The organism is Streptomyces sp. NPDC090127, from assembly GCF_044746945.1.
In the GTDB taxonomy this organism is placed as follows: Bacteria; Actinomycetota; Actinomycetes; order Streptomycetales; family Streptomycetaceae; genus Streptomyces.
Map to the genome: position 1 here is coordinate 87,592 of NZ_JBIVDE010000008.1, position 12,497 is coordinate 100,088.

13 protein-coding genes are annotated in these 12,497 nt (G+C 71.8%); 7 read left to right on the plus strand and 6 right to left on the minus strand.

Annotated features, from left to right (window positions below):
• Positions 1-23 precede the first annotated feature (23 nt).
• The 3 genes from ACIPPS_RS27080 (at position 24) to ACIPPS_RS27090 (ending at position 3,285) form a co-directional block, all read left to right on the plus strand.
• On the plus strand, positions 24-872 hold the full coding sequence (locus ACIPPS_RS27080) for an ABC transporter ATP-binding protein (protein ID WP_401437020.1): 849 nt from the start codon (positions 24-26) through the stop codon (positions 870-872).
• Positions 869-2,506: a transporter gene (locus ACIPPS_RS27085; protein WP_401437022.1), complete on the plus strand. Its 1,638-nt coding sequence runs from the start codon at positions 869-871 to the stop codon at positions 2,504-2,506. The genes ACIPPS_RS27080 and ACIPPS_RS27085 overlap by 4 nt, the downstream gene beginning before the upstream one ends.
• A gap of 341 nt (positions 2,507-2,847) precedes the next feature.
• Positions 2,848-3,285: a subtilase-type protease inhibitor gene (locus tag ACIPPS_RS27090; protein WP_401437025.1), complete on the plus strand. Its 438-nt coding sequence runs from the start codon at positions 2,848-2,850 to the stop codon at positions 3,283-3,285.
• 111 nt (positions 3,286-3,396) lie between these two features.
• Here ACIPPS_RS27090 and ACIPPS_RS27095 read toward each other — a convergent pair whose 3' ends face one another.
• From ACIPPS_RS27095 to ACIPPS_RS27110, 4 genes are all read right to left on the minus strand, one after another.
• The gene (locus tag ACIPPS_RS27095; protein ID WP_401437027.1) at positions 3,397-4,587 is read right to left on the minus strand and encodes a phosphatidylserine/phosphatidylglycerophosphate/cardiolipin synthase family protein; all 1,191 of its coding nucleotides are present in this window, start codon (positions 4,585-4,587) and stop codon (positions 3,397-3,399) included.
• Between the two features lie 31 nt (positions 4,588-4,618).
• Entirely contained in the window at positions 4,619-5,137 is a 519-nt protein-coding gene (locus ACIPPS_RS27100; RefSeq protein ID WP_401437029.1) for a DUF6328 family protein, read from the minus strand.
• A gap of 17 nt (positions 5,138-5,154) precedes the next feature.
• Entirely contained in the window at positions 5,155-6,432 is a 1,278-nt protein-coding gene (locus ACIPPS_RS27105) for a hypothetical protein (protein ID WP_401437031.1), read from the minus strand.
• A 157-nt stretch (positions 6,433-6,589) separates the two neighbouring features.
• Positions 6,590-7,000, minus strand: coding sequence for a hypothetical protein (locus ACIPPS_RS27110; protein ID WP_401437034.1), 411 nt, complete (start codon positions 6,998-7,000; stop codon positions 6,590-6,592).
• An 81-nt stretch (positions 7,001-7,081) separates the two neighbouring features.
• Here ACIPPS_RS27110 and ACIPPS_RS27115 point away from each other — a divergent pair, with 81 nt between their 5' ends.
• Genes ACIPPS_RS27115 through ACIPPS_RS27125 form a run of 3 tightly spaced genes read left to right on the plus strand, consistent with a single transcriptional unit; the run spans position 7,082 to position 9,159 of the window.
• Positions 7,082-7,900 (plus strand): helix-turn-helix domain-containing protein, encoded by an 819-nt coding sequence (locus ACIPPS_RS27115; protein ID WP_401437036.1) that lies wholly within the window; start codon positions 7,082-7,084, stop codon positions 7,898-7,900.
• Positions 7,897-8,136, plus strand: a complete 240-nt coding sequence (locus tag ACIPPS_RS27120) for a DUF397 domain-containing protein (RefSeq protein ID WP_401437038.1) — start codon at positions 7,897-7,899, stop codon at positions 8,134-8,136. Before ACIPPS_RS27115 ends, ACIPPS_RS27120 begins: the two co-directional genes overlap by 4 nt.
• Positions 8,137-8,187: 51 nt before the next feature.
• Positions 8,188-9,159 (plus strand): arginase family protein, encoded by a 972-nt coding sequence (locus ACIPPS_RS27125; protein WP_401437041.1) that lies wholly within the window; start codon positions 8,188-8,190, stop codon positions 9,157-9,159.
• On the opposite strand, the gene ACIPPS_RS27130 is transcribed toward ACIPPS_RS27125, so the two are convergent.
• Positions 9,156-9,683 (minus strand): NUDIX hydrolase family protein, encoded by a 528-nt coding sequence (locus ACIPPS_RS27130; RefSeq protein WP_401437723.1) that lies wholly within the window; start codon positions 9,681-9,683, stop codon positions 9,156-9,158. The genes ACIPPS_RS27125 and ACIPPS_RS27130 overlap by 4 nt on opposite strands.
• A 270-nt stretch (positions 9,684-9,953) precedes the next feature.
• On the opposite strand from ACIPPS_RS27130, the gene ACIPPS_RS27135 reads away from it, so the two are divergent.
• Positions 9,954-11,225, plus strand: coding sequence for a serine hydrolase domain-containing protein (locus ACIPPS_RS27135; protein WP_401437044.1), 1,272 nt, complete (start codon positions 9,954-9,956; stop codon positions 11,223-11,225).
• A gap of 126 nt (positions 11,226-11,351) precedes the next feature.
• Here ACIPPS_RS27135 and ACIPPS_RS27140 read toward each other — a convergent pair whose 3' ends face one another.
• Positions 11,352-12,212, minus strand: coding sequence for an alpha/beta fold hydrolase (locus ACIPPS_RS27140; protein WP_401437047.1), 861 nt, complete (start codon positions 12,210-12,212; stop codon positions 11,352-11,354).
• Positions 12,213-12,497 lie beyond the last annotated feature (285 nt).

Here is a 12,497-nt window from a genome sequence, read left to right on the forward strand (position 1 = left end):
GACGACCAAGGGGCTGACGCACCATGCCTGACCAGGCAACTGACGGAACCAACGAAGAGGCGGGCAGCGCACCCGGGGAACCGGGCGCGGTGCCCGCCGTTCGCGTCGAAGGGCTGTGGAAGCGCTTCGGGCAGCAGATCGCCGTGAACGGCGTCGATCTGGTCCTGCCTGCGGGCAGATTCATCGGTCTCGTCGGGCCGAACGGCGCCGGCAAGACCACCACCCTCTCGATGATCACCGGCCTGCTCCGGCCGGACGCGGGGCGGGTGCTCGTCGCCGGGCACGACGTGTGGCGCGACCCGGAGTCGGTGGCCGAGGTGAAGGCCCGGATCGGGATCCTGCCCGAGGGCCTGCGGCTCTTCGAGCGGCTGTCGGGCCGCGAACTCCTCGCGTACACCGGGCGGCTGCGGGGGCTGCCCGGTGCGGAGGTCGACAAGCGGGCCGCGCAGCTGCTCGACGTGCTGGACCTGGCGGGCGCGCAGAACAAGCTGGTCGTGGACTACTCGACGGGTATGCGCAAGAAGATCGGCCTCGCCGCGGCCCTGCTGCACAACCCGGAAGTCCTCTTCCTCGACGAGCCGTTCGAGGGCGTCGACCCGGTCTCGGCGCAGACGATCCGGGGCGTCCTGGAGCGGTACACCACCTCGGGCGCGACCGTCGTCTTCTCCAGCCACGTCATGGAGCTGGTGGAGAGCCTGTGCGACTGGGTCGCGGTGATGGCCGCCGGTCAGATCCGCGCACAGGGCCCGCTCGCGGCCGTCCGGGGCGACGCGCCGTCGCTGCAGGCCGCGTTCCTGGAGCTGGTGGGCGCGAACGGGCGGGCGGCGGCCGGGGACTCGCTGGACTGGCTCGGCGGGGGGACGGCCCGATGACCACGGCCGCCGTACCCGGCACCTCGACCACGGCCGCCGCGCCCGACTCGCTGACGACCGTCTTCGTACGGCTCAAGCTGTCGCTGCTGCGCAACGGGCTGCGGCAGTCGAGCGGGCGGACCGCCGTCTATGTGACGTCGATCGTGATCTCCGCGCTCTTCGGAGCCCTGATGCTGCTCGGCTTCGTCCTGCTGCGGGAATACGCCGACGCCGACTCGATCGCGATCCTGCTGACGGCCGTCCTCGCGCTGTCGTGGGCCGTGATGCCGCTGTTCGTACCGAGCGGCGACGAGACGCTCGACCCGTCGCGGCTCGTGATGCTGCCGCTGCGCCCCCGGCCGCTGGTGCGGGCGCTGCTGGTGGCCTCGCTGGTGGGCACGGGACCCGGCTTCACCCTGCTCGTCGGCCTGGGCGCGGCGCTCGCGCTCGCGCGCGGCGCGGGCGGTGTCGTGGTGGCGGTCCTCGCCGTGCCGCTGGTGGTCCTGGTGTGCGTGGCGCTGTCGCGGGCCGTGGCCGCCGCCAACGTACGGCTGCTGACCTCGCGCAAGGGCCGTGACCTGGCGGTGCTGAGCGGTCTGGTGATCGCGGTCGGGTTCCAGGTGGTCAACTTCGGCGCGCAGCGGCTCAGCCGCTCCGGGGGCCTGTCGACGCTCGAACCGGTCACGGCGGTCATCGGCTGGCTGCCGCCGGCTTCGGCGGTCGCTGCGGTGGAGTCGGCGAGCACGGGCGACTACGCCCGCGCGGCGGGCCAGTTGCTGCTCACGGTGCTCGCCCTCGGTGCGCTGCTGTACTGGTGGCAGCGGAGCCTGGTGAAGCTGATGACGGCGCCGGACGGCTCGACGATCGGCGCGGCCCCGGACTCCGGCAGCGGCAGGGCGTCCACGGGACTGCTGGGGCGGCTGCTGCCGGGCGGGCGTACGGGGACGGTGATGGAGCGCAGCCTGCGCTACATCTGGCGCGACCCGAAGACGAAGGCGAGCTGGGTCACCTCGCTGGCGATCGGCGCGATCGTGCCGATCGTCAACGCGCTCCAGGGCGCGGGCTCGGTCTACTGGGCCTGTTTCGCCTCGGGGATGCTCGGCATGCTGATGTACAACCAGTTCGGGCAGGACACGTCGGCGTTCTGGATGGTCGCGCAGACGATCTCCACGCCGGCGGACGCCTACGCCGAACTGCGGGCGCGGGCGCTGACGCTGCTGCTGATCACCGTCCCGTTCACGCTCCTGGTGACGACCGGCACGGCGCTGGTCTCCGGTGAGTGGTCGTCGCTGCCGGACGCGCTGGGCGTGGCCTTCGCGTTGCTGGGCGCGATGCTGGGGGTGGGTACGGTGACCACGGCGCTCTACCCGTACTCGATCCCGCAGGACAACGCGTACAAGAACGTGGCCCCGGGGCAGGGCGGCCTGGCGTGGATCTCGATCCTCGGCGGCATGCTCGCGGCGGCGGTGCTGTGCGCCCCGGTGATCGGCGCGGCGGTCTACCTCCACGTCGCGGACGGGCACTCCCTGCTGTGGATCCTGCTCCCGCTCGGCACCCTGTACGGCGCGCTGGCGCTGTGGGGCGGCCTGCGGTTTGCGGCGCCCCGGACGGCCCGGCGGCTGCCGGAGATCCTGGCGGCGGTCAGCAAGGGGTAGCGCGGGAACACGGCGGGTGCGGGCGGTCGGGCCAGTCGGTCCGGCCGCCCGCACCGCTGTCAGGAGTGGTGCGGCTTTTCGCTCCTGGCACGGGCTTCCGGTCGAACGGGGCCCCGCGCGCACCCTCCCCCCTCGAACCAATTTTCCGTTCTCGCAGGTCAAGCGGTCGTTCGAGGTTGGACCACCACCACGGGAAGCGCTTGCGTCGGCGCCGTGCACCCCTTCCCAACAGGCCGAACGTTCGGTCGTGACCGGAAAGCGGCGACGGATGTGCGATCACCCTCCGCGTCGGCAAGACTCCGGCGCGCAATCACTCGCACCCGTTTCGAAGGGAAACCCTCATGCGTCACCTGATCCGTGACACCGCCCTCACCACCGCTCTCGCCACCGGCCTCGCCCTCGTCGGCGTCGCCGCGACGCCGGCGCAGGCCGAGCCCACGGGTCTGTACCCGCCGTCGGCGCTCGTGCTGGCCGTCGCCAAGGGCGAGTCCGCGACGGCGGCGCAGATCGACCGGGCGGTGACCCTCAGCTGCGCACCCACGCCCGGCGGCACCCACCCGGCGGCCGGCCCGGCCTGCGAGGAGCTGAGCGCTGTCGACGGCGACTTCGGCCAGCTGACCCGGCTGGACAACACCACCCCGTGTACGCACATCTGGGACCCGGTCACGGTCACCGGCGAGGGCGTCTGGCAGGGCAAGCGGGTCGCGTGGTCGGCCACGTACGGCAACACGTGCGAGATGAACGTCGGGATGTCGCGGAGCACGGTCTTCGCGTTCTGACGCGGAGCGACGGCCGGTGAGAGCAGTCGGCGGCTCTCACCGGCCGGCTCCCGGCCCGCTTCCGGCCCGCTCCCCGCCCGCTTCCGAGCGGCGAAGGGGGCGGGCCGTCGCCTAGAGGTAGCGGCGGATCGGCAGGACGGCGGTCTCGGCCACACGCTGGAGCACCGCCCGGCGCCGCCACCGCCTGGGGTCGACGGGGCTGCTGCGCCGCAGGTCGGCGTCGAAGTCCTGGTCCAGGCCCGCGGTGAAGTCCTCGTCGAGCACGGCGAGCATGACCTCCTCGTCGTGGCTCATGGACCGGCGGTTGAAGTTGGTCGAGCCGATCAACGCGGCCACCCCGTCGACCGTCATGACCTTGGCGTGCATCATCGTCGGCTGGAACTGGTGGATCGTCACACCCGCCGCCAGCAGCCGCGCGTAGTGGTGCTGCCCGGCGAGTCGGCACGCCCGCTGGTCGGTGTGGGGGCCGGGCAGCAGGATCTCCACGGCGACGCCCCGCCGCGCGGTCGCGCACAGCAGGTCGACGAAGTACGTGTCCGGCGCGAAGTACGCGGTGGCGAGGCGGAACCGGTGCTCGGCGGAGGTGAGCATGACCCGGATCAGGGTCTGCATGTCCTGCCATCCGAAGCTCGCCGAACCGCGCACGACCTGCACGATGCTGCCGCCGGGCTGTTCGTGCGAGGTGAAGCGGTCGCGGTCGTCGTACAGCTCGTCGTGGCACTCGGCCCAGTTCTGGGCGAAGGCCGCGGCGATGCCGTCGACGGCCGGGCCCCTGACCCGCACATGGGTGTCCCGCCACTCGCCGGGGCCACGGGCGTCGCCGCACCACTCCTCGGCGATGCCGACGCCGCCGGTGAACGCCGTGCTCTCGTCGACGATCAGCGCCTTGCGGTGGCAGCGGTGGTTCTGCTTGAGCGGGGAGAGCCAGAGCGGCTTGCGGAACCAGGCCACCTGCACACCGGCCGCGTCCATCTCGTCCAGGAGGGCCGGCTCGATCCTCTTGGCCCCGAAGCCGTCCAGGAGCAGGCGGACCCGCACACCGGCCCGCGCACGGTCGGCCAGGGCCGCGGCGAAGTCCCGGGCGACCTGCCCCCGCCAGTAGACGAAGGTCATCATGTCGATGGTGTGCTCGGCGTCCTTGATGGCCTCGATCATCGCCGGGAAGATCTCGTCCCCGTTGCGCAGGGCGACGAGTTCGTTCCCTTCGGTCGCCGCGACGCCGATGAGCCGTTCCAACCGCCTGCGCAGGCGCTGGACTCCGGCAGGCGTGGGTCTGTGGTGCTGCTGTTCCACGAGAGTCATACGAGCCCCTTCAGGCCGAGAAGCGGCACGGTCAGTCGTCGGAGCCGGCGGCGTAGCGGACCCGCGCCCAGAAGGGCAGGACGAACCAGCAGAGCAGGTACCAGACGCAGACGCCGGAGACGAGCCAGGGCACGTACCCGTCATGGGTGGCGACGCGCAGGACCAGGAAGAGGGCCGACGCCAGGGTGGCGAGGAGCAGTACGAGTCCGGTGAAGGTGAGCCGGGAGGCCCACACCACGGCCTGGGGCTTGATGCGCTGACCGGAGATGATGCGGTGGAAGGCCACCGGACCGATCAGCGCGCCGGTGGCCAGGGAGCCGAGGACCACCGTGACGATGTAGATCGCCTTGTCGGTCGCCCCCATCGCCTGGAAGTGCGGGGTGAACACGACCGTGAGCAGGAAGCCCAGCATGATCTGCACGCCCGTCTGGGCGACGCGTATCTCCTGGATGAGTTCCTGCCAGCGGCGGTCCGCCCGCTCGGCCTGGGTCTCCCGCCGTCTGTCTCCGTGTCCTTCGGCCTCGGGGGCCTCCGTAGCTGTCATATCCATGACGCCCGGATGCCCTGTCATGACGGCGGTACACGCCCTCCGTCCGACGGCGCGGCGGCCGCCGCCTCCTCGACCAGGGTGCGCCAGGGAGCGCGGGGTGGGCGGCTCGGGGGCTGGTGGGGCCCGTGGGACGGTGCTTGGCGGGCTCGGTCCCGTGCCTCCGCCTGGAGTTGCGCCTCGTGCGTACGGCAGCGGCGGCAGCGGGTCTCGTCGGCGACGGGGCGGAACACGTGGTCGTCACCCGGGCCGTCGCAGATGACGAGGGCCGCCGGGGCGGCGGTCACGGGCGCCGGAGGCTCCGGGGGCAGCGGCGCGGGCAGTTTCACCACGAGTCGGTGGCGCAGGAAGCCCACGGCCGAGCGGATGCCCTCACGCGGCAGCCCGGTGGTCAGCGCCTGCCGCAGCTCGGCGGCGGAGAGCCCCCGCCTGAACCATTCCGCCGCCGCCTCGGCCAGCCCCCTGGCCTCCCGCACGCCGAGCGACAGGACCGGGTGCGAACGGCGCAGCGACAGCAGCAGCCGTTCGGCGGCGGCGACTTCGGGCGCGACGGCGGGTGGGGCGTCGGAGGCGAGGGCGGGTGGGGCCTCGGGGGCGAGAGCGGGTGGGGCCTCGGGGACGGCCTCGGGGGCGGCGTCGGGGACGGCCTCGGGCCGGGCGTCGGGGGTGGTTCCGGGTTGAGCGTCGGGGACGGCCTCGGGGGCGACGTCGGGGGCGGCCTCGGGCCGGGCGTCGGGGGTGGTTCCGGGTTGAGCGTCGGGGACGGTCTCGGGTGCGACGGTCTTGGGTGCGACGGTCTCGTCGGGTTCCGGGGCTGCGCACGGGGTCGCCTCCCGTTCGGCGTCGCGCGCCGGCTCTTCGGGGGGTGGGTGGGGAAGGTTCTTCTCCCGGTCTTCTTCTACCGGTTCTGAGCGACCGACCCTCCGAGACCTCGAACCACCGACCGTCGGATCACCGGGACTCGGCGACCCGTCAGCCCGGGCGGCTTCCGCCTCCTCACGCGTGAGGATGACGTTCGCGAGGAGCTGCTCGGTGACCCAACGCCCGCGCTCGGTCTGCCACTTCCACTCGTGGTAGTAGCCCGCCGCCGCCAGGCACTGCTTCGCCTTCTGGTACGCCCGGGGCTTCAGGCCCAGGTCGGCGGCGAGCTCGCCGAGGGACTTGGCGCACGCGGCGTCGGTGAGGCCCTGGACGTAGGTGACGAGAAGCTTCGCGTCGCTGGTCAGACAGGGGTGGCGCACGATGTCGTGGGACGCCTGGGTGTAGCGCCGCAGGGGCGCGATAGCATGCCGAAGCATTTCTGGTGGACTCCTGTGTTATCCACTGGGGGTGAAGGTCCTCGGGAGTGTTGGCGCACCCCGGGGACCGCCCATTTACTGACAGAGCGTAATGACGCAGTCACCATACGGCACGGGCGTCCCCTCGGTACAACAAGTCCCTTTGTACGAACGGCTGTCACTCCATGGCACGGGTGACCATCAGGTGCAGGAGGCCCGGCTCCACGAAGGGCTCCTCGTCCGTGGGCCGGGAACGCCAGTCCAGCGGCCACGTCAGCCCGTCGAGCGCCGGGATGCCGACGAACGCCTCGCTGCGACCGTTCCGGCTCAGCGCGCGCACCGGGGCCGGCCAGGCGTGGGTGGCGGCGGTCTGCGGAGGCAGCAGGAAGTACAGGTTCCGCTCACCGGTCGCCTCCCGGACGATCGGCCCGGCCTGGAAGTCCGTGAACTCCATGAGCCGGTACGCGACGTCCTCCCCGAGGAACCCGCCGATGCGTACGGCGTCGAAGTGCACGCCCGCGTGCCGGAGGGCGTGACCGGTGGCGGGGACCCAAGAAGGCACCCTGTCAAGTGACTTGCGCGAATTCATGACACCAGCTTTCCGGCCTCGCTCTACTGTGACCAGCGCCACAGGCTGTTTGTGGCGGACTGTGCACTCCAGGAGGTCGGTGTGAACAAGGGGAACACGGGGGGTCCGGGCGCAGCGAAGGCGTTCGGCAGGCTCCTGCGCTTCTACCGGTTGCGGGCGAAGGCGTCGCAGGAAGCGTTGGGCAAGGAGACCGGATATTCCAAGTCCCAGGTGGCGATGATCGAGCGGGGGCAGCGAAAGGCGAAGGGCAACTTCGTCGCGATCGCGGACGCGTGGCTGGGTGCACAAGGTGCACTACTGGAGGTCGCCGAGGAGGTGACGGCGAGCGGAATCGCGGCGTGGTTCGAGGACTACTTGGAGGAGGAGTTGAAGGCGGCGGGCATCCATACGTACGAGAGTCATCTCGTCCCCGGGCTGCTCCAGACCCCGGACTACGCGCGGGCCGTCTTCGAGAGCGCCGTCCCGGCCATGGACGAGGAGGAGATCGAACCGAGCGTGACGGCCCGCATGGAACGCCAGAAGCTGTTCTTCCGCACGCCTTCGCCGTTGGTCACCTTCGTCCTGGAGAGGGCCGCGCTCACCAAGCCCCTCGGCGGCAAGGACGTGCTCCGGAAGTGCCTGTTGTACGTACGGGAGTGCGCGGAGCTGCGGAACGTCAGCGTCCAGGTCATGCCGGACGACCGGGAGGCCCATGCCGGGCTCAACGGGCCATTCGTCCTCCTGGAGACCAGGAAGCGCGAGAACCGACTGGTCTATGTCGAAGGGCAGGGCGGCAGGTACTTTCTGAGCGAAGAGCCGGACGTGGGAGACACCTTCGCTCGCTACAGCATGCTGCGGGCACAGGCCTTCACGCCGGAGGATTCCGCACGACTCATCGAACAGGTGGCACGAGAGCTATGAGCACCGACCTCAACTGGTTCAAGAGCAGCTACAGCAGCGACCAGGGCGGCAACTGCGTCGAGGTGGCCGTCTCCTGGACCAAGTCGTCCTACAGCGGCGACCAGGGCGGCAACTGCGTCGAGGTCGCCGCCTGCCCGGACACCGTGCACGTCCGGGACTCCAAGGACACCTCGCTCCCCTCCCTCGCCGTCGCCCCCGGCTCCTGGGCCGTGTTCGTCGCGGGGCTCGGCGGCTGACCCGGTCCCCGGGCGCGGGCGAACCGTGCGCACCCGGGTCACCATGGACGTATGCGCACGTCCCGTGAGGTGTCGATCGTCGAGGCGCCGTCCGTGCTCGGTCTGCGGCCGTCCGGGGTGCAGGAGCTGCCCGAGGCGTTGCTGAAGGCGGGGCTGGCGGACGGGCTTCCCGGGGTCGTACGGGCGGGCAGGGTGGAGCCGCCCGCGTACGACCCCCGGCGGGACGCGGCGACCGGGGTACTGAACCCGGACGGCATCGCGCGGTACTCCGTCATGCTGGCCGACGCCGTGGGCGCGGTCCTCGACCAGGGGCGGTTCCCGCTCGTCCTGGGCGGGGACTGCAGCATCCTGCTGGGGAACCTGCTCGCGCTGCGCCGCCGGGGGCGTTACGGGCTGCTGTTCCTGGACGGGCACACGGACTTCTACCAGCCCGCTTCCGAGCCTGCCGGGGAGGCGGCGTCGATGGAGCTCGCGCTCGTCACGGGACGTGGTCCCCGGCAGCTCACGGAGATCGAGGGCCGGAGGCCGTTGGTCGGGGACGAGGACGTCGTCGTGTTCGGGTTCCGGGACGCGGCCGAATCCGTCGCCGCCGGAATGCAGCCGCTGCCGCCGAAGCTGTACGCGCTCGATCTGGAGGACGTCCGGGCCGCCGGTGTCGTGGCGACCGCGCGTGGGGCGGTCGAGCGGCTCACCGGCGGCGGGGCGGGCGGGTTCTGGGTGCACCTGGACGTGGACGTCCTGGACGACGCGGTCATGCCTGCCGTCGACTACCGCCAGCCCGGCGGTCTGAGCTGGTCGGAGCTGACGGACGTCCTCGGCACGGCGCTGGCCGACGACCGGGCCGTCGGCCTCGACGTCACCATCTTCAACCCCCGGCTCGACCCGGACGGCACGATCGCGGCCCGCCTGGCCGCGTGCCTGCGGCAGGCCCTGGCGGTCCAGGAGTCCACCCGCCCCGTCGGCGGGGAGCCCCTTGGCGGGGAGCCCCCTGGCGGCGGGCCCGGTGGTGGCGAGCCCTCCTAGTACGTGTGGCCGACGTACGCCAATGCCTGCTTGAGCAGCAGGCCCTGACCGCCCGGCATCTCGTTCTGGACGGCCGGGGACGCGGCTTCCTGGGGGCTGAACCAGACCAGGTCCAGGGCGTCCTGCCGGGGCCGGCAGTCGCCCGACACCGGCACGACGTACGCGAGGGCCACGGCGTGCTGGCGCGGGTCGTGGTACGGCGTGACGCCGGCGGTGGGGAAGTACTCGGCGATCGTGAAGGGCTGGAGGGAGGACGGGACGCGCGGCAGGGCCACCGGTCCGAGGTCCTTCTCCAGGTGCCGCAGCAGCGCGTCACGGACCCGCTCGTGGTGCATGACGCGGCCCGACACCAGCGTGCGGCTGATCGTTCCGTCCGACCCGATGCGCAGCAGCAGTCCGATGCTGATCACTTCACCGCTGTCGTCCACGCGCACGGGGACGGCCTCGACGTACAGGATCGGCATCCGCGCCCGAGCACTGTCCAGCTCGTCCGTGGTCAGCCATCCGGGCGTGGTTTCGGTCATGTCTGCCATCGCTTGATCATACTTTCCGGGCGCGATTCCGTCCCGGAATGCGCGGAGCACCACCCGAGTGGCCGTCCGGCGGCGGCTTCGTGGCCGCGTCGGCCCTCGTGTCGACGGGAATCGGATGATGATCCGGCCGGGTCCGCCGGGACCGAACGAGTGGACTCACCGGGGCCGCGGGCCGCGGTGGGGGTGCGGGCGGGGGCTCGGGGGTCAGGTTGTCGTTCCGGATCCTGATTCGCGCAGCCTGAACTGGAAGAGACGCACCCCATGCGCCGTAACCTCGCCCCTCGACGCCGACTGTTCGCCGCGGCACTGCTCGTGGCGTCCGTCCTCGCCCCGGTGGCCACCGCCCCCGCGTCGGCCGTTCCCGCACCCCCCGCCGCCCTCGCCGACCGTGCCGCCCCCGTCGACCACGGCGCGGAGGACTGCCCGCCCGACGGCTTCGGGCCCGAGCTGACCGCCCGCCTGGACAAGGCCATCGAGGACGTCCGGGTCCAGGCCGGGATCCCCGGCCTCATCGCCGGGGTGTGGATCCCCGGCAAGGGTCAGTACGTCCGCGCGACCGGTGTCGCCGACAAGGCCACCGGCCGCCCGATGACCACCGACCTCTTCCTGCGCATCGGCAGCGAGACCAAGACCTTCACGGTCACCGCGCTCCTGAAGCTCGTCGACGACGGGAAGATCGGCCTCGACGACCCGATCGCGAAGTACATCGCCGGGGTCCCCAACGGCTGGAACATCACGCTCCGCCAGCTCGCCGAGATGCGCAGCGGCCTCTTCCCGTACACGGACGACGCCGACTTCCAGCACGACCTGCTGAGCGACCCGAGCCGCTACTTCACCCCGCACGAGGTGCTGGCGTACGGCTACAAGCACCCGAACACCGCCGAGCCCGGGACGCAGTTCCAGTACTCCAACACCAATCTGATCCTGCTCGGCCTGGTGGTCGAGAAGGTCAGCGGGCACCGGCTCGTCGACTTCCTGGAGAAGCGGGTGCTCCGCCCGGCGAAGCTGCACCACACGTTCCTGCCGGACGGCCCGGAGTTCCCCGATCCGCACCCGCGCGGCTACACCAACCAGACGCTGACCGGCGAGGTCGCCGACGCCACGAACTGGAACCCGAGCTGGGCGTGGGCGGCCGGGGCGATGATCTCGGACCTGGCGGACCTGCGGCGCTGGGCGAAGATCGTCGCCACCGGTGAGCTGCTCACCCCGGAGACCCAGGCGCAGCGCCTGAAGATGCTGCCGACCGGCATCCCCGGCACCAGCTACGGCCTCGGCATCTTCGAGACCGGCGGCTGGATCGGGCACAACGGGTCCATCCCGGGGTACGAGACGGCGACCGTCTACCTGCCCAGGCTGAAGGCCACGATGGTGCTGATGCTCAACACCGACATCACCACCCAGGGCCAGGAGCCGAGTTCGCTGGTCGGCCGGGCCGTCACCGAGATCGTGACGCCGGACAACGTCTACGACCGGCCCGTCCCGCCGCGCGAGGCGGCCCCTACGCGCGCCGCGGACCAGATCGCCATGAGGTGACGGTCGCCCTGAGGTGACCGGCGCCGTGTCATTCGCCGTGAGGTGACCGTCGCCCTGAGGTGACCGTCGCCCTGAGGTGACGACCTGGCGCACGCGCCGGACGTGTCCTGGGAGGTGCGCCTCGCCCTACGAGGTGAGGACACCTTCCAGGAACGGCTCGATCGCCGTGCGCCAGGCGTCCGGGTGGTCGTAGTGCAGGAGGTGGCCGGCGTCCGGGATCTCCGCGTACGCCCCGCGTGGGAGGACGCGGACCATCTCCTGGGCCTCGGCGCGGCCCAGCTCGCCGTCCAGGCCGCGGACCACGAGCGTGGGGCAGCGGACCTGGGCGAGCGAGTCCCAGTGGGCGTCGTGGACCCAGGTCTCGCGTGAGGTCAGCATCTGCGCCGGATCGAAGAGCGGATGCCAGCCGTCGGCGCGCTCGGTCATCACCTCGGCGAAGAAGTCGCCCCGCGCCGGATTCGGCCGCTCGACCCAGGGGTCGTCCTCGCCGAACCACTGGCGCACGCCGTCGAGCGAGGTGAACGGCACCGGCCAGCGGCGGAACCAGTCCTGCCACTCCCGCTGCGAGGCCGCCCCGAGGGCCGACGCCCGCATGTCGCAGATGACCAGGGCCCGGACCAGGTCCGGATGTTCGGCCGCGAGCTGCCAGGCGGTGAGCGCTCCCATGGAGTGGCCGACCAGGGTGACCGGGCCGAGGCCCAACTGCTCGACGGCGGCCGCCGCGTCCGCGACGTACGCCTCGCGGGTGAAGGGGCCGGCCGGCGGCTTCTCGCTGCGGCCGTGACCGCGCTGGTCCAGGGCGACGACCCGATGGCGCTCGGCCAGCCAGCGGGCGGTGGGGGCCCAGTGCGAGGCGCTCCCCATCAGGCCGTGCAGCAGTAAGACCCCGGACCCGGCCGTCCCGGCCGGCGCTGTCCGCTCTTCCGTGAACTCCCAGGCAGCCAGGCGTACGCCGGCGGTCCCGGTGACGTCGAGACGTCGCACCATGTTCCCTGGCACCCCCTCTTTCCCATCGAGCGTGTCGAGCCCCGCCAGACTATCGAACCCATATTCGAAAATGGGGTTCTGCCACGTAACACCCCTCGTTCGAGTGACCGCGCTCAAGGATTGACGCGCGCCGCCGAGGGGAGATCTTCAGCGGGAGGCGGACCGCTCGGGGAAAACGGTCCGAGGGGAATGACCCTGGGAGCTCGGGGCTCCGGGTCAGCACAGGGGAGGACAGGCCCCGGCGCCAATGGGCGCCGGGGTTCTCCGTTTGTCGACGCCCCGCCC